The 23,784-nt window shown below is 52.5% G+C and carries 21 protein-coding genes; 2 read left to right on the top strand and 19 right to left on the bottom strand.

What is annotated here, in order from left to right; all coding sequences use genetic code 11:
• Positions 1–205: 205 nt before the first annotated feature.
• The gene (locus AC0LWF_RS21770; protein WP_474653636.1) at positions 206–517 is read right to left on the bottom strand and encodes a YciI family protein; all 312 of its coding nucleotides are present in this window, start codon (positions 515–517) and stop codon (positions 206–208) included.
• A 118-nt stretch (positions 518–635) separates the two neighbouring features.
• Between AC0LWF_RS21770 and AC0LWF_RS21765 the strand changes: the two genes are divergently transcribed.
• Positions 636–1,103 (top strand): very short patch repair endonuclease, encoded by a 468-nt coding sequence (locus AC0LWF_RS21765; protein ID WP_474653635.1) that lies wholly within the window; start codon positions 636–638, stop codon positions 1,101–1,103.
• Between the two features lie 102 nt (positions 1,104–1,205).
• On the opposite strand, the gene mutT is transcribed toward AC0LWF_RS21765, so the two are convergent.
• The 6 genes from mutT to AC0LWF_RS21735 form a co-directional block, all read right to left on the bottom strand.
• Positions 1,206–1,586 carry an 8-oxo-dGTP diphosphatase MutT gene (gene mutT, locus AC0LWF_RS21760; protein ID WP_474653634.1) on the bottom strand — a complete coding sequence of 127 codons (381 nt, stop codon included), beginning with the start codon at positions 1,584–1,586 and terminating at the stop codon, positions 1,206–1,208.
• A gap of 13 nt (positions 1,587–1,599) precedes the next feature.
• Positions 1,600–4,749, bottom strand: coding sequence for a DUF3427 domain-containing protein (locus tag AC0LWF_RS21755; RefSeq protein ID WP_474653633.1), 3,150 nt, complete (start codon positions 4,747–4,749; stop codon positions 1,600–1,602).
• 159 nt (positions 4,750–4,908) lie between these two features.
• Complete coding sequence (rlmD, locus tag AC0LWF_RS21750; RefSeq protein ID WP_474653632.1) at positions 4,909–6,387, bottom strand: 23S rRNA (uracil(1939)-C(5))-methyltransferase RlmD; 1,479 nt, start codon at positions 6,385–6,387, stop codon at positions 4,909–4,911.
• Positions 6,388–6,468: 81 nt separating this feature from the next.
• On the bottom strand, positions 6,469–7,383 hold the full coding sequence (locus AC0LWF_RS21745; RefSeq protein WP_474653631.1) for a diacylglycerol kinase: 915 nt from the start codon (positions 7,381–7,383) through the stop codon (positions 6,469–6,471).
• Between the two features lie 111 nt (positions 7,384–7,494).
• Positions 7,495–8,388 carry a sirohydrochlorin chelatase gene (locus AC0LWF_RS21740; RefSeq protein ID WP_474653630.1) on the bottom strand — a complete coding sequence of 298 codons (894 nt, stop codon included), beginning with the start codon at positions 8,386–8,388 and terminating at the stop codon, positions 7,495–7,497.
• Between the two features lie 24 nt (positions 8,389–8,412).
• The gene (locus AC0LWF_RS21735; RefSeq protein ID WP_126014197.1) at positions 8,413–8,703 is read right to left on the bottom strand and encodes a YerC/YecD family TrpR-related protein; all 291 of its coding nucleotides are present in this window, start codon (positions 8,701–8,703) and stop codon (positions 8,413–8,415) included.
• Positions 8,704–9,000: 297 nt separating this feature from the next.
• Here AC0LWF_RS21735 and AC0LWF_RS21730 point away from each other — a divergent pair, with 297 nt between their 5' ends.
• Positions 9,001–9,636, top strand: a complete 636-nt coding sequence (locus AC0LWF_RS21730) for a hypothetical protein (protein ID WP_474653629.1) — start codon at positions 9,001–9,003, stop codon at positions 9,634–9,636.
• A gap of 92 nt (positions 9,637–9,728) precedes the next feature.
• Here the strand turns inward: AC0LWF_RS21730 and AC0LWF_RS21725 are convergent, their stop codons facing one another.
• The 12 genes from AC0LWF_RS21725 to purM form a co-directional block, all read right to left on the bottom strand.
• Positions 9,729–10,730, bottom strand: a complete 1,002-nt coding sequence (locus AC0LWF_RS21725) for an inorganic phosphate transporter (RefSeq protein WP_474653628.1) — start codon at positions 10,728–10,730, stop codon at positions 9,729–9,731.
• 17 nt (positions 10,731–10,747) lie between these two features.
• The gene (locus tag AC0LWF_RS21720; protein ID WP_474653627.1) at positions 10,748–11,362 is read right to left on the bottom strand and encodes a DUF47 domain-containing protein; all 615 of its coding nucleotides are present in this window, start codon (positions 11,360–11,362) and stop codon (positions 10,748–10,750) included.
• A 283-nt stretch (positions 11,363–11,645) separates the two neighbouring features.
• Complete coding sequence (locus AC0LWF_RS21715) at positions 11,646–12,761, bottom strand: DUF3048 domain-containing protein (protein ID WP_474653626.1); 1,116 nt, start codon at positions 12,759–12,761, stop codon at positions 11,646–11,648.
• Between the two features lie 369 nt (positions 12,762–13,130).
• Complete coding sequence (locus AC0LWF_RS21710; protein WP_474653625.1) at positions 13,131–14,570, bottom strand: sensor histidine kinase; 1,440 nt, start codon at positions 14,568–14,570, stop codon at positions 13,131–13,133.
• Complete coding sequence (locus tag AC0LWF_RS21705) at positions 14,567–15,577, bottom strand: response regulator transcription factor (RefSeq protein ID WP_474653624.1); 1,011 nt, start codon at positions 15,575–15,577, stop codon at positions 14,567–14,569. Before AC0LWF_RS21705 ends, AC0LWF_RS21710 begins: the two co-directional genes overlap by 4 nt.
• A gap of 34 nt (positions 15,578–15,611) precedes the next feature.
• The gene (locus AC0LWF_RS21700; protein ID WP_474653623.1) at positions 15,612–17,048 is read right to left on the bottom strand and encodes an FG-GAP repeat domain-containing protein; all 1,437 of its coding nucleotides are present in this window, start codon (positions 17,046–17,048) and stop codon (positions 15,612–15,614) included.
• Between the two features lie 30 nt (positions 17,049–17,078).
• A complete protein-coding gene (locus AC0LWF_RS21695) occupies positions 17,079–18,161 on the bottom strand; it encodes a polysaccharide deacetylase family protein (RefSeq protein ID WP_474653622.1) in 1,083 nt (360 codons plus the stop codon).
• A 489-nt stretch (positions 18,162–18,650) separates the two neighbouring features.
• Positions 18,651–19,916 (bottom strand): phosphoribosylamine--glycine ligase, encoded by a 1,266-nt coding sequence (purD, locus tag AC0LWF_RS21690; protein ID WP_474653621.1) that lies wholly within the window; start codon positions 19,914–19,916, stop codon positions 18,651–18,653.
• A gap of 3 nt (positions 19,917–19,919) precedes the next feature.
• A complete protein-coding gene (locus AC0LWF_RS21685) occupies positions 19,920–20,678 on the bottom strand; it encodes an IMP cyclohydrolase (protein WP_474653620.1) in 759 nt (252 codons plus the stop codon).
• A gap of 15 nt (positions 20,679–20,693) precedes the next feature.
• Positions 20,694–21,875, bottom strand: coding sequence for a phosphoribosylaminoimidazolecarboxamide formyltransferase (locus tag AC0LWF_RS21680; RefSeq protein WP_474653619.1), 1,182 nt, complete (start codon positions 21,873–21,875; stop codon positions 20,694–20,696).
• 81 nt (positions 21,876–21,956) lie between these two features.
• On the bottom strand, positions 21,957–22,586 hold the full coding sequence (gene purN / locus AC0LWF_RS21675; RefSeq protein WP_474653618.1) for a phosphoribosylglycinamide formyltransferase: 630 nt from the start codon (positions 22,584–22,586) through the stop codon (positions 21,957–21,959).
• Positions 22,586–23,629, bottom strand: a complete 1,044-nt coding sequence (gene purM, locus AC0LWF_RS21670; RefSeq protein WP_474653617.1) for a phosphoribosylformylglycinamidine cyclo-ligase — start codon at positions 23,627–23,629, stop codon at positions 22,586–22,588. Before purM ends, purN begins: the two co-directional genes overlap by 1 nt.
• Positions 23,630–23,784 lie beyond the last annotated feature (155 nt).

Here is a 23,784-nt window from a genome sequence, read left to right as displayed (position 1 = left end):
GTGCCTCCTTACTCCTGCTGTAATCGGTTGCAAGTTGCTTGATTAGTTTAACTTAGGTTTTGCGGGGGCGTCAACGAAGGAGGTTCGGCTGTACTATCTGTATTCATGAAAACTGGTGGATTGCCTCCGAGGTTGAGAGTTTGAGGCAAGGACGCAAAAAGCCCAAACGATTGGTTATCGCTCGGGCTTTTGTCGCTTGATTCATCTATAGCTCAATTGGAGACAGTGCAACATGAAAAGGAAACAGTTCCGCTGTCATTACGCCCTCAGCGACAGCTGGATCCTGCTGCATGAATGCACGGGCTTCTTCTTCGTTTATTGCCTTGAAAATGACTATGCCGAATGTCGTTTCATCCAGTGGCGACGTTCTTCCTGCCATAATCAGCGTGCCCTGCTCGAGATGCTGCTTGAGGTACTGAAAGTGCTTGCTTACGATGGCACTGGTTTCTTCGGTCCAGTTTGCTTCGTTTTGTAGATATGGGAGTAGGCGGAGTACATAGATGTATTGTTGAGTCATGTGAGTAGTCCTTTGTTGTATATTTTAGCATTATGTACGAACACATACACACCATTGATTATTGTTAGCATCTCAGTGTAAAATACGTGTGTAGAACATATGTTCTTATTCTTTTTACTTGGAGGTCGCGAAGATTAGCGATAATGATCACAGAAACAAGTTTATGAGTAAAATAAAAGGGAAAAACACCAAATTGGAACAATCCGTCTCTAAAGAAATCTGGAAACATGGCATTAGATTTCGAAAAAACGTTATTTCATTATACGGAAAGCCGGATATTGCTATAAAAAAGTACAATGTAGCCATTTTTATTGATTCTTGTTTCTGGCATGGATGTAGTATCCATTTCAAGTTGCCATCAAAGAATCAAGATTACTGGTTAAAAAAAATTAACCGTAACATCGAGAGAGATTTGGAAGTTACACAATATTACACCCAAAAACAATGGATATTAGTCCGCGTCTGGGAACATGATCTTAAGTCTAATTTCACTCTAATAATTGATCACATTTGCAAATCGATAACTTTAGCACGACAACAGGTTAATTTTGAAAAGAAATCCAGTCGTAGAAACTCGCAACAATAAAGTAGACTTTTCTGATGCGACTAGCTGTGAGAATTGCACTTCGCCCTATTGGAGTTTCTCTAATTATATAAGGTCTTTCACTTTGCATCTCATAAATGCGATTTATATTGTAAGCATCTCTACAAACTTAATATCAGCCGGCGCAAAATCATATTCCGACAGCCCGCTAAGGTTGACCCAGATATAATTATCATGATCAACCAGCTTAATCTCACCGCCCAGAAACCTTGCCTTATACGCGATTAACCTAATATGTAAATCTCCATAGAAATGATCATTTTCCCCGAAAAATTCATATGGATCAATCTCAATATTCATCTCTTCCCGTAGTTCTCTGCGCAGACACTCTTCAACTGTCTCATTGGGTTCAATCTTACCGCCAGGGAACTCCCACAATCCTCCCTGCGACTTCCCCTCCTTACGCCTTGCAATCAAAATCTTTCCCTGCTTATCCTCGATTATTGCTGCCGCTACGTGTATCACGCATAATCACATCCTATACAATTACCTTATTTGCTGCTGGGACAAGAGATGGTGGCATGTCTTCCTTCAAGCGCCAGACGAAACTCATTGGTTTACTTCCTTCATGCTTGATGTACTCTGCTTCACCTAAAAATACAAAAGGAGACGTGTAGTTACTTTCCTCTTTGTATTCACGCACAAACAAAGCAATTCGACTGCCCCTTTGCCGGTGATGAATATATCTTTGGGCCGTGTTGGTCTCTTCACTAATACGGCTTTGCGTCTGCCAGTGAAACAAGCGTTCATTAATCGCAAAATCCTCATATAACGTCGATGGTGAGAAGTCTTTATCTGACTTGTTCAAAGTAATGAAGAAGATATCGGTCTTCTTGTCTTCAAAATACTTAACGCCCTCACGAAATGCCGGCGCCTTCTCAGCGTTCCAAAATCCAAATGCCGCTAGAATCTGATCCATGGAGTAATTACAGTGTACGTCGAGCGGACAAGCATAGGAGAAAGAATTCTTCTTATCAACAAAATCAATATGAGCATAATTATACTCCATGATTTGGAGCAGTTCGTCCCGGAATTCAAGACAAGAAACAGCAGATTGAATACCTTCCACGATATCCTCAAACCCTTGCTTAACAGGCTCTGAACGATAGAAAGTGTAATACAATATGTTTAGCATAAGTAGCTCTTCTTCAGAGTTCGGCTTTTGACCATTTTCTATGTAGGATATGAGGAATCTAAGAAGCCTGCGTGAATTCAGTCCAAGCAAAGCAGGGATTCGTTTTGTTAAGTAATCACCGTTCTGAAACTCAAACGGAGCGATCAACCCTGCCTCCACCATCAGTCCATAGAATGTACGATTTCCCGTCCGACCTCCATAAAATTCTTGCAAGCTTAGATTATGATGTCGGACAAAATTCTCCAGTGATAGTGGCAATCCCGTATCTTCCTGAAAATATTTCATTTTCCCAATTAAGCTTCTGCGATTTATTGTCGCTTGTTTCAAGCTCCTAAGAATATACTCCTTCGACTGTTTCTCGAGTTGAATAAAGCTTCCACGAGGCAACGTAAAAAACCCATTCTCAACATAGTGTTGAATCGAATGCTTTGACCTGCCAATCAATGCCCGGAACTTGTCGGAGAAATTGTACTCTTTGTGTGCTTGTCCAATGAAATCAAGAACAGTCAAACATTCCTTGCCCTCAGCCAAACGCAAGCCCCGGCCGAGTTGCTGCAGAAACACTGTCAGACTTTCGGTTGGGCGAAGGAACAGGACCGTATTAACTTCAGGTATATCTACCCCTTCATTATAGAGATCAACTACAAAGATCATCCGGATCTCGCCGGTAATCAACCTATACTTGGCCTGGTCGCGTTCTTGATCCTTCGAATTACCGTGCAGCGCTATTGAGGGAATCCCCGCATCGTTAAACACCTTCGCCATATATTCCGCATGATCGACACCAACGCAGAAACCTAGTCCTTTAACTCCTTCCATATCAGTGACATACTTTCGCATGCTGTTCAGAATTTGCGTCACACGAATCTTGTTGTTCGAGTAGAGATTCTCAAGCTCTTTCAAATCGTAACCTCGACGGGACCATTTTACTTGCGACAAGTCGACACTGTCGGTTACACCGAAATAATGAAAAGGACTAAGGAGTTTTCGATCAATGGCATCTGTTAGTCGGATTTCTGCTGCGATCGTATGCTCAAAGTAGCTCAGAATATCCTTGCCATCCATTCGTTCCGGTGTCGCAGTTAATCCAAGTAGAATCCGAGGTTTGTAATGCGAGAGCAACGCCTGATACGATGGTGCTGCGGCATGGTGGAACTCATCTACGATGATGAAATCGTAAAAATCCTGAGTTGTGATCTGAGCCAGCTTTATCGAATTAAAGCTTTGAATACTAATAAAAAGATGATCAATGGATCCGGCTCGATCCCCACCGACATGAAGCTCACCAAAGTTCAAATCCTTCATAATAAAACGGAATGTATCTCGGCTCTGCTTTAATATCTCTTCACGATGCGCGACAAATAGAAGTCTTGCATTAGGGTTCTTCTGAGCAAAGCGCTTATAGTCAAAAGCTGAAATAACTGTCTTGCCCACACCAGTTGCAGCGACCACCAGGTTGTGGTGCTTTCCGTACAACGTCCGTTGTGCTTCTAGCTTCTCTAATACCTCTTTCTGATAATCATACGGTTGGATATCGAAACGGAAGAGCAGTTTTTCTTGTTCTTGCAGCTTCTTTCGACCGAGAGCTTCCTTTAACTGCAACTGATGCTCCTCATTTTCTGCTGTAAAGACTTTGAACTCACGGTCATTCCAATAGCTCTCGAAGGTCGCTTCTATTTTCTTCAGGACATCGTAGGAGTCTTTCTCCGCGACCTTGATATTCCACTCCAAGCCGCTTGTTAAGGCAGGGTTAGATAAATTCGAGGACCCCACGTAAGCTGTTGTAAAGCCAGTGTCACGCTTAAACATATATGCCTTGGCGTGCAAACGAGTACGATCCGTATCATAGGATATTTTGATTTCCGTATTTTTCAACCGACTCAGCTCTGCAACTGCCTTGTAGTCGGTTGCTTCCATATATGTAGTTGTAATAACACGAAGGTGTCCGCCGTTCTCAGTGAACTGCTCCAGTTGTTCCATCAGAATGCGAAGCCCGCTCCACTTAATAAAGGAGACTAGTAGATCAATGCGATTAGAAGTTACAATTTCATGCTGAAGCTCATTCATCATATTCGGTTCGGAGTGAGCACCAGTGAACAGGGAGCTTTGAGACAATGGCGTAGCCGGTCGTAATACCTTGTCATCTTTAATTCCTCTGATGTTATTAAGCTTCGAATAGACGAAGGTAAGTACTTCGCCTTCTTCGTCGAGCTTCCAGTTATCTAGTTCATCATCATCTAGGTTGTTTTTTAATGTCGCAATAATCTCATTACACGCTCGAACTTGTGCCAATACAACTTCATCATCGTCTGCCATTTCTCTAACCATCTTTAGAGCTCTTCGAGTTACTGCTGAGATATAAGTTGACAGGAGCTTCCTGGCTTCTTCCGGATCAAGTGGCTCTTTGCCAATTTGGAACAATGATGGGTCTAGTGCAGATAGCTGATCTCTAGTGAGTTTATTGATCAGTTGTTCGTAAAGGCCTAGCTTCATGAGGCACCTCGATTTGGAGTTAATAACAATATTGCCCTACGACAAAATTAGTAATTCAATAGGGTTACAGTATATTCCTTTTTCTTACTCCATAAAAGAAAAAAGCGATGTCAGATCTGACATCGCTTTGAAAATACGGATAACTACTTTGATACATCTCTAAATTGCTTCGGTCTTATATTTTAAAGAATATACAGATTCATTTCGCACCAACCACGCCACACATCCCACATGTACCGTATGCGGGAACATATCCACCGGCTGCACTTCTACCGTCCGGTAGCCACCATCCTCCAACACCCGAAGATCGCGCGCCAATGTCGATGGATTACACGACACGTACACCACACGCTCCGGCCGCATCGCCAGGATCGTCTCAAGCAGCGCTTCGTCGCAGCCTTTGCGCGGCGGATCGACGACGATAACGTCTGCAACAATGCCTTCCTTGCGCCAGCGAGGGATGACAACTTCGGCTGGGCCTGCTTCGAAAGAAGCATTCGTAATACCATTCAACTCAGCATTGCGCTTCGCATCCTCGATCGCTTCCGGCACGATCTCCACGCCGTAGACGTAGCCAGCCGCGCGGGCCAAGAACAAAGAAATCGTCCCGATGCCGCAGTAGGCATCAATAACTCGCTCGCCACCACTAAGCGCGGCGTATTCGACCGCCCGGCGGTAGAGCTCCACCGTCTGCACCGGGTTCACTTGATAGAACGAGCGCGCCGAGATCGCGAAGCGGATGCCGTCGAGCTCATCGTAGATAACCTCGCTGCCCCAGAGGACGCGGGTTTTGTCGCCGAAGATTACGTTCGTGTCGCGCGTGTTCACGTTCTGCACAATGCTCTTCACACCAGGCACAGCCGCACAAATCAACTCGATCCAGCGCTCTACTTGCGGAATCCGCTCGCCGTTCGTGATGAGCACGATCATCGCTTCGCCGGAGACGAAGCCAACGCGTATCATCACATGGCGCAGCAGACCGCGGCCAGTCTCTTCATTGTAGGCCGTGATGCCAAGCTCGCGTCCAATCTCCTTGACGCGAGCTACGATCTCATCATTACGCGAGTGCTGAATCATGCACTCGTCCATGTCAATGATGCGGTGGCTTCCGCGCGCGTAGAAGCCTCCGATCAACCGCTCCGGCAACACCAACCCATCGCCATCGCCGCCTGTAACAGCAGCCGCCATGCCCATCGGCACAGCTGCCTTGTTCCGATAACGCCAAGGCTCGGACATGCCTAGCGTCGGATGTACTATCACTCCTTCGCCCTCAGAACCCGCAACCCGCAGCTTTCCAATCCGCTCCAGGTTGTCCACAACGTGCTGGCGCTTCCATGCAAGCTGCGCCTCGTAGCTAAGATGCTGCAGCTGGCAGCCGCCGCACTGTTTATAGATCGCGCAAGGCGCTTCGACGCGATCCGGGCTCTCCACGAGCAACTCCACCAGCTTCGCGTAACCATACGTCTTCTTCAACTTCAACACCTTCGCGCGCACGCGCTCGCCGGGAAGTGCTCCCTGTATAAAAAGGGTAAAGCCATCTGTGCGGCCTACCCCTTCGCCTTCATGCGTCAAGCCGACAATGTCGACGACGACCTCTTCATTTTTCGCCACTGGCGCTTGCACTGCTTTGCCCTTCATCGTTCCTACCCGCTCCGTTTTCCTCAGGTGTATAGCAATTGATCTTGCTTTTGCCCCACCTTTACTTCTATGCTCTTACCCTTATTTATAAGTAGAATTGCCCGCTTCATCGACAAAAATGTTCAAATGCGACGGCAGCGCCGTGAACGTGCATGGCAGCGTGCCGCCATACTCACCGTCCAGGTTCAGCTGCACATAATCCGGTGTCGTCACCACAAGCTCGCTCGTGCGGAAATGCACGACATGCGGATCGTTCAAGTGCTCCCCGCGCAGCGCCAGCGACGCCAAGCGGATGAACTCGCCGAGGTTGCACCTCTTCAGCACCACGACATCGAACAAGCCGTCGTCGAGACTCGCCTCTGGGGCCAGCTTCTCGAAGCCGCCGACCGAGTTGCTGTTGCAGATGAGGAACAGCATAATCTCCTCATGAATCTCGTCAATTTCCTTCGCACGCAGGCGAAGCTCCGTTGGACGGAGGCGGGTCATTTTCTCCAGACCCTTCATATAATAGGCCAACTGGCCGATCATCGTCTTCAGCTTGCTCGGCACCTCATAGGTCAGCTCTGTAAGCGAGCCCCCGCCGGCAATGTTGATAAAATACCGCTGGTTCGCCCGACCAAGGTCAATCGGCCGCGAGTACTGCTGGATAATGAGATCGCATGCGTACTCCCAATGCTTCGGAATGCCAAGCGCCCTTGCAAAATCATTCGTCGTCCCAAGAGGCAATATCCCGATAGGAGGCCGCACGTCCTTCTCCGCCAAGCCGTTAATGACCTCATACAGCGTACCGTCACCGCCCGCTGCAATAATCAAATCGAAGCCCCGATCCGCCGCTTCGGCAGCCGCGATCGTTGCGTCACCTTCACCGGATGTCGCATGGCAGCTCGTTTCAATGCCGCCGCGTTCCAGCCGCTGAAGAATATCGGGGAGCCGCTTCTTGATCTCCTCGCGTCCCGATGTCGGGTTATAAATCAGCCTTGCCCGCTTAATTTTCACTGCCGCACACCTCCCAAACTCCAACAACCAATCCGCACTTTTGCACTACCTTCTACTATACACGATTAACGGCTAACTTCCCAAACTGCCTTTTCCAGCAGTCCCCCGCCATCACATCGTAGAAAGCCACTTCCGAATCTGCCGCTCCATCCAGCGCGCAATCTGCGGCGACGGCAGCAGCGCCCGCCCATTATACCGATAGTTCAGACCGGCAAGACGAGTCGGAATGACCGTACGCGTAAAATAACCCTCACTAAGAAAAAGCGGCACCACGATGAACGCATCATCCGGATACCGCCGCTGCAAAGCCCCGAGCTTGCACGCCGCCTGATTCGGCAGCAGCATCGCGCTATGCGCGCCCGCGAATCCGCCGAGCTCGCGCACCCGCTCCGCCAGCGCCGCCATGCCATCGCGCCAGCGGCCGTGAAACACCGCTTCGCGCGAACCATGCGCGACAAGTAGCAGCCGCTCGCGCCGCCGCCCCGCCGCAGGCAGCTGCTCCGCTCCCGCACCTTCGCTCGGCTCACTTTCCAGCGTCGCCGAAGCCTCCACCGACAACCCAGCAATATTGCGAAGCAGCAGCTCCGCAATATCTCCGTCGTCGTCGATCGGCACGCCGAACCGCACACGCATGCTGCTTTGCACCGCGAACGGCTCTAGCTCTCCTTCGCGAACCGCCGACACCGGCTCCATCCCAAAAGCCTGTGCAATGTCGTCCACATGCGTGCTCCCGGACGACACAAAAAGCGGAAGGACGTAGAGATCCGTCACACCTTCCGCTTCCAATACATGCACACCGTCCTGGATGAGCCGCCCCTCGACGAGCTCGAGAAACGAAGATACTACCGGCACCTCGCTGCCCATTAGGTCAGCGCAAGCTGCCACCGCATCGTCCACGAGCCGCACCCAATCCGCTTCACGCGAGCCGTGGCTTACCACTAATACTCCTGGTTTTGTCCCTGGGTTTAATCCTGGATTTGTTCCTTGGTTCATATCTAGCGTCATTCGATCATCATCCCGTGCAGGCACCTAGCGCCCTGAACGCTCCAGCGCCATTTTGTAACCGTCATTGCCGTAGTTGAGGCAACGCTTCACACGCGAGATCGTCGCCGTGCTTGCGCCTGTCTCCGCTTCAATCTGATTATATGTCGCGCCTTTGCCTAGCATACGCGCTACTTCAAGCCGCTGGGACAGCGACTGGATTTCATTCACCGTACAAAGATCGTCAAAGAAAATATAGCACTCTTCCACCGTCTTCAGCGTTAAAACCGCCTCGAACAGCTGGTCGATTGATTTATCATTCAGCTTCTTCAATTGCATCGTCCGCTCACCCCTACCAGAACTAATAATATGCTCATTGTAGTCCTTTCTAGTAGAATTTTCAAGCGTCACCGCTTTACAGAATAGAAGGACGCAAAGCCGCGTCTAGCGCATCCCAGCCTATTGCTGCTCCGCCCTACCTTGCCACCGCGACTAGCGCTTCCAACGCTTCCCGCCCCATCCCCCTCAAGACAAACGCGGAAATTAATTCCGCGCATGCGGGCTATCGTCCAATCCGTATGTTCGCCTACACCATAGACTAACGTATACAAATAAGGCACAAAGGTGTGATCTCCCGTGAACTACCGCTACGATCCGTCAGGCCGCAACACGCCGCAGCCCCACGGCGGTCCAGGGCCAGGTCAAGGCCTGCAAAATCAGGGGCAGAGCCAATTCCCGGGCATCTCCGACCCTTTCCTCGGCAAAAATAAAAGCGTCGGGCTCACCTCGCCCGTTCCATTCAACACGACCGAAGTGTCGAATGAATTCTCCGGCGGTGTCCCTACGTTTTCAATTCAACCCGCATCGAATATGCAGATTGTCCCGCTTCCCGAGTCCAATACATCCATCCTTCCAGCAGCAGCGGAAGATGCCAAAACCGAGAAGACCGGCTTCAATCTCGCGAACAGTCTGAACGATCTGAAGAGTGTCGTCGACCGGATGGGCGGCATCGACGGTATCGTGACGACGATGGGCAAAGTGCAGAAGGTCGTCGGCAGCATTACGCAGATGGCGCCGCTCATCAAAGTGCTTGCCACCTCCTTCACGCCAGGCAAGAAAGGCGCCAAGATTGCAGAGGACGATGACGATGACCCACCAGTAAAACGCCGCCGCAAGAAGAAGGGACACAAGTCCGTAAAAGGCAAAGGCATGAGCACCGTAACACCAGGTGGTTCACGTCCACGCCGGAAACGCCGCCCGCCAAGCCGCTAGCTCTTAATGCTCCATACAAACAACAAAGCCGGAACCCCCAGTGCTGCTCATCAAACGAGCTCACCTTGAGGATTCCGGCTTTTTTCAACCTTTTAGATAAACAAAGCAATCACTTGATAGATCAGCGCCGACAGAATCGCCGCAATCGGAATCGTAATGATCCACGATAAAATGATTCGTCCAGCGAGATCCCACTTCACAGCGGAGAAGCGCTTCGCGCTGCCCACGCCGAGAATGGAAGACGTGATGACATGCGTCGTACTAACGGGCAGGTGAATACTCGTAGCCGAGAAGATAATGCTCGCAGATACGATATCCGCCGCGAAACCGTTGATCGGCTCGATCTTGAAAATTTTCGTACCCATCGTCTTAATGATCTTCCAGCCGCCGATTGACGTACCAAGCGCCATCGCCACTGCCGCAGAGATCTTAACCCACAACGGGATATGATCCGTATTATCTTGGATGCCTGCTGCGACGAGCGCGAACGTAATAATACCCATCGCTTTCTGCGCATCGTTCGTACCATGCGTGAATGACTGGAACGCAGCCGTCAATATCTGTCCGGAACGGAAGCCTCTATTGATAAGATGCGGATTGGATCTGGCGAATATTTGCTTCAAGATCCACATCACGATGAAACCGCCAGCGAATGCAATTAACGGCGAGAAAATAAGTGCTTTCACGATATCGACAAAGCCTTTTGAATTAATCGCATCGAAGCCAGCGGAGCTGATTACCGCACCTGTCAACGCGCCGATGAGCGCATGCGATGACGATGAAGGAATACCAAGCCACCACGTGAGCAAGTTCCACGCAATGGCGCCGATCAGCGTCGCGACGACAACCTGTACGCCGTGGTCAAGCGTTGCCGGATTTGCAACCTTGCCCCCGATTGTTTTGGCGACGCCCGTAAACATAACCGCGCCGACGAAGTTCATCAGCGACGCTAGAATAATGGCCATGCGCGGCGACAGCGCCCGTGTCGATACGGACGTCGCAATCGCATTGGCCGTATCGTGGAAACCATTGATAAAGTCGAATGCGAGTGCTAGAAAAATTACGATACCAACCCAAATGTAAATGGTGTCCATCCTACTCGTCCCGCTCCTTAGCTGTTGCGCATAATAATGGTTTCGAGTGTGTTGGCGACATCCTCACAGTAGTCGGTCGTTTGCTCAAGACGCTCATAGATTTCTTTGCGCTTGATCAGCTCGATCGGGTCTTTCACGTTCGTGAACAAGCTCTTCACGCTGACGCGAAGCAGATCATCGGCTTGGTTCTCCAATTCGTTAATGTGAATGGCAGGCTCGCGCATCGCAAGCAGCTTCTTCTCGGACAAGAGATAGATGGCTTTCTTGATTTGCTGCGCGCAGCGAAGGATGTTCTCCGCAAACAGAGTGACATACTCGTCCGGCTCCGTAACGTTATACATCTCGAAACGGGATGCGCATGCTTCGATGCCGTCAAGCACATCGTCCAGCGACGTCGTCAGCTTGAGGATATCTTCGCGTTCAATCGGCGTGATAAACGTTTTATTCAGTTCTGTCAGAATTTTATGTACATAGCGATCGCACTTGCTTTCATACTCTTTCATCGACTTCGCGAACTGCGTCGCATCCTTGATCTTCGAAACGTTCTGCTCGAAGTAGTGCACAGCTTCCAGGATCGTGTCCGCCATCGATTCAAGCGTTGTAAAGAAAACGTCGTCTTTTTTCTTAAACATAATTATCCCCTTCGTTATAGCGTACTTGATTCACACCATCGTCCCTGATATTTTTCGCTGAAATCCACAGGAAACCGACAATATCTTAACATAGTTTACCTTCTAATTGTTAAGGGATTGTAAAGGTTTTATGACTTTATTTCAAAAACCGCAATTTATTTTGAGCGGATAACTTTCACGCCCTCCTAGTCTTTTCCGGCACACCTCATTTTAACCCCCTTCCCTGCAAAAAAAGAAGCCGAGAACCATTAGGTTCACAGCTCCCCTCCTTAATCGCATTCTTCTATTCAGCCACGATCTGGACATGGCCTTCAAACGTCGGCGTCATCGGTACAATGTGATAGAACGTATGCCCCGCCACGAACGGCAGCTCCTGACCGTCCTTCATAATGTGGATCGCACCGTCGCTTCCGCGCTCCCACGTACAGTCGATCTTCTTGCCTAGCTGGAACAGCATTGCAGGCCCGCCTGATTCAAGGTCAATCTCAAGCCGGCCATAATCATCGTACGTCTTATGCTTCGCGCCAATGACAACAAGATTAGTTGCGGTCAGCTGCTTGTTCGTCGTGAGGTCCGTGTGCGGCTTATCGTTGATGAAACGGTCGTATAGCTTCGTGCTCGAATTGTACAGATAGGAGAGCTTGTAGTCCTTCAGCAGAAAATGAATGATGACCTTCGAAGCCGAATCACCGCTCGCTGTCGCCCCCGCCTCCGACCATTGGAACGTAGGAATGTCCACCGTCTCGTCATATTTCTTCTTTGCAGCTCCTGCACGAAGCTTCTCCAAGTTCGAATAGAGATTGTGCGGCGCCTTCCGGAACGATTCGCGGTAGAAATAAGCGCCGGCGTTCGAGATCTCGTCGAGATAATCCTTCCCATGATGCTGCAAAATATCGTAGCCCTGCTGGCTTGCCCCAGCATGAGCGAGTATCGCGTGATACCCGTCACCGATGCGAATAAGATACGGACGATTGCTGCGGATCGGGCCGATGGGGTCGCTCCCCGTATAGCTCTGGTAGATGGCTACGAGCCGCGTAATGCCGCCTTCTGCGAGCACTTCCCATACCACGTCTGCGTTCGGCAGCCCTGATTGCGGGCGGGCACTGGCAAAGTTATTCACCATAACCGCGATTGGACGGTTCTTCGCTTCACTGTCTTCAGCGAGCCCTGTTAGCGGTGCGATATATTGAGGCGGGTCGACGGCAGGCGGATCAATCGGAGCCGTATCAGCTGGCTGATCTGCGTTCGTATTTGTCGCTGGAGCGATTACAGCCTCCGACGAATTTGCGTTCAACTTCTTATCATCGCTGCAGCCGGTGAGCATGAACGCTGCAAGCAGCAGCAAAGTGGCGCCATAGCCAATCGTACGCTTTGTTCGATTCTGATTCGCTTTTATCATCTGCCTACCCGCTTTCTGGATAATTTTGTCGCTGTACGAGGATTATACTTCATTACACCATAGAAGCGGTAGCGTTGTCTTCCATCCTTGGATGGAATTGAAAGACCTCATCTATAGCATAATAGCCATAAATGAAAGCTCTCGCATAAGCGGTCAGGAGGCTATTCGTACGATGCCAACCTTTCTACATTGGATTTCGAACCATTGGTTTTCCATTACCATCGTTGTGCTCTTGGCGATTGCCGTCTTCTTCGTCATCAAGAATCATAAGTCGCTGTTCTATAAGGAATAAAGGAAGCTTAGCAAAAAGATAACCCGATTCGCGTAGTGCGACAGACAGCACTTTGCGGATCGGGTTATTAGGTATGTTCAACTGTGGCCAGAAGCTGGCTCCTGCCTCTCTTCCTCAGGCAGCAGCGGGATCGAGATCAGCACAATCGTTCCTTCGGACTCCGCGCTGCTCACTTGAAACCGTCCGCCGTGCAGCTCGACAATTTCTTTGCATATCGCAAGGCCGAGACCGCTTCCTGACCGCTGGCTTGTCCCTTTGTAGAACTTCTCCGTCACATGCGGTAGATCCTCAGGCGGGATGCCTGGACCTGTATCTTGAATCGTAATTTGTGCCTCACCGGACTTGCTTTCACCGGTCACCGTCACCGTTCCGCCGCTAGGAGTGAACTTCAGCGCATTATCAAGCACGTTGATGAACACCTGCTTGAGCCGGTTCGCATCCACCTTCGCTACGAGCGGTTCATCGCTGTATTTGCCAATAATTCGAATGGACTCGCGATGTCCGCGGGCAACGAACTGCCGCAGCGTCTCTCCAATTGTTCGGCGAATGTCGAGCGTCTCAGGATGAAGCACGATGCTCTTGGCATACAGCTTGGAGAAGTCGAGCAAATCCTCGACAAGGCCGGACAGCCGCTCTGTCTCTCGCCCGATAATCGCAAGCCCCTGATTCAGCTCCTCAACGTCGCCAGGATCGCCGGAAGCGAGCGTCTCGCTCCAGCCTCTAATGGAAGTAAGCGGCGTCCGCAGCTCATGCGAGATGGAGGAGATGAAGTCCTCCTTCAGCTTCTCCCTCCGGGTCAGCTCGGATGCCATCGTATTCAGCGTCTCAGCAAGCCGCCCGATCTCATCACGGTCATGGAGGTGAACGGCGCGGCGGGTCCAGTCTCCCTCCGCCATCTTCTCTGCAACGCGCGTCAGGTTTCGGATCGGCCTCGCAATCCGGTTCGCCATGAGCACACTCATCGTAAAAAAGAGCAGTACGACGAATGAGCCGACCAGCACCGTAATCCATAGGATGTTGCGGACGGTCATATCGACCTCTTCAAGCGACGCCGTATAACGGAACATCGCGACGACTCGCGGTCCTTGCATCACGGGCAAAGTCACGGCTGCGATTCGCTCGCCGGTCACCGGATCGGCACCGCGCCAAATCCCTTTCTTGCCCTTCATCGCTTGATCGACATCAGGCGTCTGTTCTACTTCGCTTTCATCTGCGCTGCTGCCGAGCCCGTTGCTGTCCACGACGAGAGCGCCGGAGCTTGTGAGCAGCTGCAGGTGCGTCGTCCCTTCGGACATATTTTGCAGCATATATTTGGCTTTCGCCTTCATCGGCTCATACGCAATCGTGCGAGTATGTATCGCCGCCTCGGTCTCCGCCCGTTGAAGGACGGAGCCGACTGCGCTGCTGTAATAGTAGTTCCATACAAGCGTGCCGAACATCGTGCCAAGCATAACGACAACAAGAACGATCAGTATGCCGTAGCTTCGAACGATACGGGTTCGAAGGCTGCGGCTCATTGCTCCCCGCCCCTCTTCCATCGGTAGCCGAAGCCCCACAGCGTCTCAATATGGTGCGGCTCGGAAGGGGTGATCTCGATCTTCTGCCGGATGCGGCGAATATTGACGTCAACGATCTTCAAATCGCCGACGTAATGGCGGCCCCATACCGAGTTCAAAATATCATCGCGGCTCAAACCTTCGCCTTCCCGCTCCATAAGCAGCTTCACAAGCGTCCATTCCGTCGGCGTGAGCACGATCTCGACGCCTTCCTTCCACAGCTTGCGCTCCGCCGATGAGAGGCGGAATGGGCCGGAGCGAAGCTCCGAAGACCGGCGCGCTTGTGCCGCCGGCTGCCTGCTAAGCGCGGCTGCCGGCGCCGGGAACGCGTCAAGCGGCGGCGAATCGCCCGCGGCGGCGCTTGCTCCTGCCGCGGCACTACCGCTAGCACCGGCTCCCGCTGCGGCACCGCCGCTCTCGCTTGCCGTGCTGAATGGCGCACCCGCACCTGCACTTCCAGCCGCACCGCTTCCGCTTTCGCTCGCCGCGATGCCCGCTCCTGCTGCCCCGCTGCCGCCAGCGCTCGGTCCCGCTGCGGCACCGCCGCTCGCCGCAGCGCTTGGCCCTTGGCCAGCTGCGCTTGCGCCAGCGTCTTCAAGCGGCAGCATACGTCGCCTCAGCGCATGAAGCCGCGCGACCAATTCGCCGGGGCTGAACGGCTTCTGCACGTAATCGTCAGCTCCAAGCTCAAGGCCGCGAATTTTATCTTCCTCCTGCGACTTTGCGGTCAGCATAATAATGCCCATGCGCGGAAACTGCTGACGCAGCTGCTCGCATACTTCAAACCCGCTCATCTTCGGCAGCATCACGTCAAGCAGAGCGACGTCAAAAGGCGGAGAAGCCGTTTGCGCGAGCGCAAGCGCGCTCTCTCCGTCCTCCGCCTCCGTCACTTCCATGCCGCCCCGGCGCAAATTAATGCGGACGAAGCCGCGAATTGCCTCTTCATCCTCAACGAATAGAATACGCAAGGCTTCTTCTCCCCCCTTCTCTCTTCCTCGAACTTTATGCTTCTGGCAGCAGCCTGAACAGCTGTTTCATCTCTGCCTCATCAGGCGGGAACACGCCGGTCAATTTGCGCGACCTCTGTTCATCCCCATCTGATTTGGAATCCGAGTCCGCGTTGTCCGCACCTGCCGCTGGCTTCTCATTCCAGATCGCGACATAAACAAGTCCATCCCGAGTGTCTAACTCCAGATATCGGCTGCCATCCTCGCTTAGCTGATTCTCTTCTTTGCTCCAATCCGCAATCGGAATGACGCGCAGCGCCAGCACTTCCTTATGCAGCCCTTTGATAGGGTCAAAAGCATCCAGAGCAGCATCATTGTCGCTGCCATCCTTCAACCGGCTAAACGTATAGTTGCTCCATGACTCTGGAATCGTAATTGCGTACGTCTGTCCTGGATCGACATACTGTTGACCGACAACCGAGAAATAGCTGTGGCCGTCCCATTGTCTATACTGCTCAATCCAGAGCAGATCGCTATAGGCCACGCCTTCGGATTGTCCAGGCGCTTCACGAAGCATGGTCAGATCGAGTATGCCATCGCCATTGCGGTCGCCGCTCAGCTGCGTCCTCGCATTAATTTGCACCTGATCATTACCTGTTGCACGCGGCGGATACACTTGAACGAGCTTTCCTGCTTCCCAAGCAAGCATCGTCGTCGTCGATGAATTCGCACCGATGGAAGCATCAGCAACGATGCCGTAACGATCTGGCGACACCTTGCCCAGTTTCACCTGCAAATAATCGTTCACCGACCCATCCAGCTCAGCCGCGCCGACCTTCTGCACATGATTGGCAGCGAATTGATAAATTCCGATGGACGCCTGCATTTTATCCCGCTGCAGCTTAATGAGCGCAAGCTCCGGCCGGCCGTCGCCCTGCCCATCGCCAATCCCCATCGTGTCGTAAGGCAGCTCCGCGATCGGCTTCGGCACGTTCACCTCGTCAGCATTGACAGCAACATGATACAACGTGAGCATATGCTTCGGCTCTCCGTATTGATTCCATCCGATGAGCAGTTCTGGCTGGCCATCCCGATCAAGATCGGCTGTGCGAAGCACATCAATTCCGTAGCTCGACGTCTCCGCGAAAATAAACCATTTGCGCCATGTCCCATTCACATTACGCAGCACCATCACATGCTGATTGGCACCCTCATCGGCATAGGTGACGAAAGCTTCCAGTCGCTCGTCGCCGTCGGCATCCATCTTCAGCACTGCTGTATTGGTCGACTCCTGCAATGCGAGCGACAGCTTTGCCCTTGCGGGAAGCTCGCGCTGGACAGCCGCAGCAAGCGCGGCGCTATCCGGCGATGAGCGCGGACCTTGCAGCAGATCGGCCGGTGTCGCCGTAAACTGGCAGCCCGCTAATACGATCAACATCAGCAGCCCGCTAAGGAAGAGCGCGCCTCGCCGTAAGCTGTACTTTCGTTTCATCGCCTTCCTTCCCTCCTTGCGGTGCAAGTGCTATTTTTTCGCCTTTTGATGACCCGCTTTGGCAGCCAGCAGTTCACTTACGGTGACGAACGTGTAGCCCTTGTTCTTCAAATCCTTAATAATGAGCGGCAGCAGCTGAACCGTGTTGTCGAGCTTGCTCCCGAATGAATGCATCAGAATAATGCCGCCTGGATGCGTGTTCTTGTTCACATTGGCCCGCATCGCAGCCACCGAGCTGCCCGCCCAGTCCCGCGTATCCACCGACCAGCCGATCAGATCGCGGTGATTTTCTTTCATTATCGTCCGCACCAGCGGCGAGACCGCACCGTACGGCGCACGGACAATACGCGGCACATAGCCAGTCTGTTTGCTAATAAGCCCGTCAGCCTGCTTGATTTGGCTAAGAATCTGGTTGCGATTAAGCTTGCTTAAGTCCTTATGTGAATAGCTATGGTTGCCGATTTCATTGCCATCCGCTTTAATGCGTTTCATCATCGTGCCATAGCGGTTCACTTGAATGCCGACCGTAAAGAAGGTGCCATGGACCTTGCTGGCTTTGAGAATCGACAGAATCGCAGGTGTAAAATGCGAATCCGGCCCGTCGTCAAACGTCAACGCAACAAGCTTCGCACCCTGCTTCTGTATATAGTTCACCGCCGGCTCGGTTGGCTTCTGCAGCAGAATCAGCTGTGGCGGCTTTGTCTGCAGAGGTTTCTTCTGCGTGGACGCTGTGGCTGTATTCTTCACGCTACCCGCAGCAGCACCTGCCTGACTCGCTGATCCTGTGCCTGTTGTACTCGGCTTCTTCGCAGCTGCATCTGCGCCGGTCACTGCTTTTCCTTTTGCCGGAGTCGCCTCCGGTTTCTCCTGTGCGCTGCTCGGTTTCGCAGGCGCTGCCGTCACGAGAGCAACCCCGCCGCCAGCATTCGCCCCAACATCCGCTGTGACCACATCGCTTGTCCGCGTTTTATTAGGAGCCAGCTCTGTACTCGCTTTTCCATCGCCTTGCTTCAACGGCATATTCACATCAATAATGGATGCATGCTTTATCGAATGCGCCTCGTTACCGCAGCCGGTCGTCAGCGCTCCTATCATCAGGGTTGCCACAATCATTGCGGCTATTCTACTTCTGCTTCCCAATCGAATCGGCAACCGCATATTTAATCCCCACACTTTCACAATACTCTATGAACCTACTATACCTTATCTTAATAGAGTTGAGGGTGATATGTAGTTACAAAGAGGTAACACGAGGCTGGGAAAGCTAACCACAACGCTGGAAGACGGTTGTACAGCACACAAAGACCGCAGCCTTCTGGGGCTGCGGTCGCGAGCATAACTGCATATATACACTTATTTCTCGACGCCTCTCCGCTATTAGTGAAATAGATGTAAATATCGGCTTATCGAAGCCATTTTTCTCAATGACAGCAGAAATACTAGCAAATAAGCTGATTTTCGCATTTATTTCATGAATCGGACTCCATCAGCCGAAAATAATCGGATTATTGCACTTAAGCAACTTATACAAAGTTCGTTGGGGTAGCCAACACAAAAAACCGCAGCCCTCATCAGGCTGCGGTTTCTCTATGTCTACTAGAATTATCGCAAAGCTTTCGCGGCGATATCGGTACGGCTATGCATACCTTCAAAATGAATCGCGCTTACCGCTTCGTACGCTCTCGCACGAGCTTCCGCAATATCGCGGCCGCGGCCGACGATGCCGAGCACTCGTCCGCCATTCGTTACGATATTGCCGTCAGCTAGCGCTGTGCCCGCGTGGAACACGAGCGCGCCTTGCGCCCGAGCAGCGTCAAGGCCAGTGATAACGCGGCCTTTCGGATACGATGCCGGGTAGTTTTCCGATGCGGCGATGACGCACACCGCTGCCTCGTCGCTCCACTCGATCTGAAGCTGATCGAGTCGGCCGTTCATCGAAGCGAGAATAATATCGAGCAGATCGGTATTGAGGCGAGGGAGCACAACTTGCGTCTCTGGATCGCCCATACGCGCATTGAACTCGATTGTCTTAACGCCAGCTTTTGTAATCATCAAACCTGCGAAGAGCACGCCGCGGAACGGGCGACCTTCACTGACCATCGCACGTGCAGTCGGCTTGATGATGTTCTCGATCGCATCTTCTACAAGCGCCGGATCGATGTGAGGCAGCGGGGAGTACGTACCCATTCCGCCTGTATTCGGGCCTTTGTCATTGTCGAAGACCGGTTTATGGTCTTGTGCTGGAACCATCGCGCGAACGGTCTCGCCATCAACGAAAGCGAGGATCGACATCTCTTGTCCCTCAAGGAATTCCTCGATCACGACGCGTCCACCGGACTCGCCGAACACTTTGCCTACCATCATGCCATGCAGCGCTTCTTCTGCTTCTTTCATCGAATAAGCAACGGTAACGCCTTTGCCTGCCGCGAGGCCGTCTGCTTTGACAACAACCGGAATCGCTTGCTCGCGCAAGTAGGAAAGTGCTGTCTCGTAGTCAGTGAACGTCTCGTACTTGGCTGTCGGGATGCTGTACTTCTTGAGCAGATCCTTCATGAAGATTTTGCTGCCTTCAATCTCAGCCGCATTCTTCCGAGGTCCGTAGATCGGAATGCTGCGTGCTTCGAACGCATCCACGATGCCGTCCGCGAGCGGATCATCCGGTCCTACCACAACGAGATCGACCTCGTTGTCGCAAGCGAACTGGATAAGCTCGTCGAACCGGTTAACCGGGATCGGCGCGCATTCTGCCAGCTCCGCAATGCCTGCGTTGCCAGGTGCGCAGAAGATTTTGCTTACTTTATCGCTCTTGTTCAGCGCCCAGACGATCGCATGCTCACGTCCGCCGCCGCCGATAACCATAATCCGCATCGCTTACGCGCCTCCTTCAGCCGGACGGTTCACAACCGTCAGCGTCGTCTCGCCGTCCTCAATGCGAATCGTTTTGACGAGCAGCGAGATTTTGTTGTCCGCGTCTAGCAGATCCCAATAGAAGCGTGCTGTCTCGTGGCTATCGTCGAACAGCGGAGCCACTTGAGGCTCGCCAGCGAACGAAGGCAGCGGATTGCCATCACCCACATAGGTGGAGATGAAGTGTCCGTAACCCGCAATCGCTTGCTCGTAGTGGAAATATTGGCGTTTCGTCTGCGATTCGTCGTTCTCGTTCGATTTTAGAATCGACAGCTTGTACGCGTTCTGTGCATCGTTCAAATCAACAATACCCGAGATGCGCGGCGTGAAATTCGGCGGATCCGGCTCGTATGTGCGCGTCGCGAGCGCTCCCTCGAACGTGCCGCCAGATTTGATCGTTTCCCAGATTGTATCCGTCTGGTCACCGTTCGTTACAATATGCGCGCCGCCTTCGTGGCGAAGCGGATAATAAATAATAAGCGATGGGTCAGTCAGTTTCGCAGGATCGGCTGCTTCCGTACGGAGGAAGCCGTTCTCCTCCGGAATGAATACGCGGTTGCGGCTGTTCTCGCTGCGTCCCATGATCCAATACACTTGCACGTAACGCGTCGCATCCGGCGTTAAGCCGATAACGATGCCGCGCCCTGGATAACTATTCTCTTGCAAACGTTGAACGGTTGCATCCGCCAGCGTCTTCCATTTTGTCGTTGTGTTCGTGGACATCCTCGTCGCCTCCTATCAGTGATGAAACAGGCGTACGCCCGAGTAAACCATGACCATGCCGTAATCGTTCGCCGCTTCCACGACTTCTTCGTCACGAAGCGAGCTGCCTGCTTGAATGACGTATTTCACGCCGCTGCGGCTTGCCCGGTCGAGATTGTCGCGGAACGGAAGGAATGCATCGGAGCCATAAGAAACGCCTTGCAGGCCGTTCAGCCACTCGCGCTTCTGCTCACGCGTCAAACGCGCTGGCACTTCTTCGAAGCAACGCTCCCATGCCGCTTGTTCGACCGGCGTTACTTCGTCTTCGAGCCACAGATCGATCGCGTTGTTCTGCTCTGCGCGCGACACGCCTTCGCGGAACTTCATGTTCAGCGCAGCAGGGTGCTGACGGAGGTACCAACGGTCTGCCTTGTCGCCGGCAAGGCGCGTGCAGTGAATACGCGATTGCTGACCTGCGCCGATGCCGATTGTCTGGCCATCAAGCGTATAGCAGATCGAGTTGGATTGTGTATATTTCAGCGTAACGAGTGCAACGAGCATGTCGCGTTTTGCGTTGTCCGTCACTTCTTTGTTAGCTGTAACGACTTTATCGAACACCGAAGCGTCTGGAACAGCGCTGTTGCGTTCTTGCTGCATTTTCATGCCGAACAATGTACGCGTCTCCACCGGATCAGCTACATAGTCAGGATCGATCTGAAGAATGAGGTACTTGCCCCCCTTCTTCTGCTTGAGGATGTCGAGCGCTTCCGGCGTATAGCCTGGCGCCACGACGAGGTCGGACACTTCGCGCTTAAGCAGCTGCGCGGTCGAAGCGTCAACGATGTCGCTAAGCGCAGCAGCGTCTCCGAACGAAGACATACGGTCTGCGCCGCGAGCGCGCGCATACGCGGTAGCCAGCTCCGACAGCTCCATGCCATCGACGAAATAAGCCTTCGCCAGCTCTGGCGAAATCGGCGAATATACAGCCACGCCCGCTGGGCTTACATGCTTGAACGAAGCTGCCGCCGGAAGACCTGTTGCTTGACGCAGCTCGCGCACAAGCTGGTACGCGTTCAGCGCATCGAGCAAGTTAATGAAGCCAGGGTCGCCGTTAACGACAGTTAGCGGAAGCGCTTGGCCGTCCGCGGAGTAGATTTTCGCTTCCTTCTGGTGAGGGTTCATACCGTATCGCAAAGCAATTTCTTTAATATCGCTCATAAGTTCGTTCTTCGTCCTTTCTCGTATCCCATCTTCGCGCTACCCCGGTCGCGAGCTACGCTCACTGCTCGGGTATGCATCCTATTCGCCGCTTTGTACCGTAACCTTGCGTCCGTCCAGCACAACGCGTCCTTCGGCAATTCGGCGGACCGCAAGCGGCAGCAGCTCGTGCTCTACCGCATGGATTCGCTCAGCCAGCGTCTCTTCCGTATCGCCATCATGAATTTCAACCGCCTGCTGCATGATGACCGGTCCCGAGTCCATACCGCCGTCGACGAAATGGACCGTTACCCCTGTCAGCTTGACGCCGTATTCCAGCGCTTGGCGAATGCCCCGCACGCCCGGAAATGCGGGCAGCAGCGCCGGGTGCACATTGATAATGCGCCCATAATAGGGCTTCACGAGCACGTCGGTAATAATTCGCATATAACCTGCAAGCACGATCAGATCGATGCCTTCCCGCCGCAGGAGGCCGACTATCTCTTCTTCGCAAGCTTCCCGTGAAGCGTACGACTTCGGGTCGAAAAGATATGTCTTGACGCCCAGCGACTCAGCGCGCTGCACAACCGCGGCTGCCGGCTTGTCGCACACGAGCAGCGCGATTTCCGCTGGGAACGCTTCCTCGCGGACCGCTTCAGCAAGCGCCTGGAAATTGCCTCCGTTGCCGGAAGCAAATACGGCGATGCGCAGCGGCGAGTTCCCGTCCGTCATTACAGCTCGGCGCCTCCGAATGTGACGATCTTGCTTCCCGAAGTCACTTTGCCGATGATATATGCATCTTCGCCAAGCTCTTTCGCCGTACGAAGAGCTTCCTCAGCTTGCTCAGCGATTACGACAACGACCATACCTACACCCATGTTGAACGTCGTGAACATGTCACGGTCAGAGATGCTGCCTTTTGCCTGCATCAATTTGAAGATAGGTTGGATCGGCCACGAGCCCATCTCGATGTCTACATTAACGCCTTCTGGAAGCACCCGCGGAATGTTCTCGATGAAGCCGCCGCCCGTAATGTGCGCCATACCCTTCACCGTTACACGGTTGATAAGCTCCAGTACCGATTTCACGTAGATGCGAGTCGGTTCGATAACGACATCGCCAAGCTTCTTGCCGTCAAGCTCAGACAGCGTGTCGTTCAGGCTATAGCCAGCTTGCTCAAGCAGCAAACGGCGAACGAGCGAGAAGCCGTTGCTGTGAATGCCGCTCGATGCAAGACCTAGCACCACGTCACCCGGCTGGATGCTCTTGCCGTCGATGATCTTCTTCTTATCTACAATGCCGACTGTGAAGCCAGCAATATCGTACTCATCGCCTTGGTACATGCCAGGCATCTCTGCCGTTTCGCCGCCAATCAATGCGCAGCCGGATTGCAAGCAGCCATCGGAGATTCCTTTGATAATTGCTTCGATCTTCTCAGGCTCTACCTTTGCACATGCGAGGTAGTCAAGGAAGAAGAGCGGCTCTGCTCCTTGAACGACGATGTCGTTCACGCACATTGCAACCGCGTCGATTCCAATCGTATCGTGTTTATCCATCGCAAAAGCGATTTTCAGCTTCGTGCCTACACCGTCAGTACCCGAAACAAGCACCGGCTCCTCATACTTGTCTTTGTTCAGACCGAACAGCGCACCGAAACCGCCAAGATCCGTCAGCACTTCCGGACGGAACGTTTTCTTCACGTGCTTTTTCATCCGTTCGACTGCTTCATTACCCGCCGCAATATCGACGCCGGCTTGTTTATAAGCTTCTGACACGATAGTCACTCCTTAAAATGTTTTGCAAGGTCCCGCCTCGCCTATTGCTTCTATACTGCCAACCAGTCGGGTTAACGACGATTGGTAAATTGCTCTCTCACCTCAGGTGATGGAGTAAGCCGAAGGCTGATATGAAGTCGAAGCAACGATAGTGG

This window comes from Paenibacillus sp. sgz302114 (genome assembly GCF_056120345.1).
The sequence above is the reverse complement of the archived record's forward strand: the minus strand, read 5'-3'. Positions and strand labels throughout refer to the sequence as shown.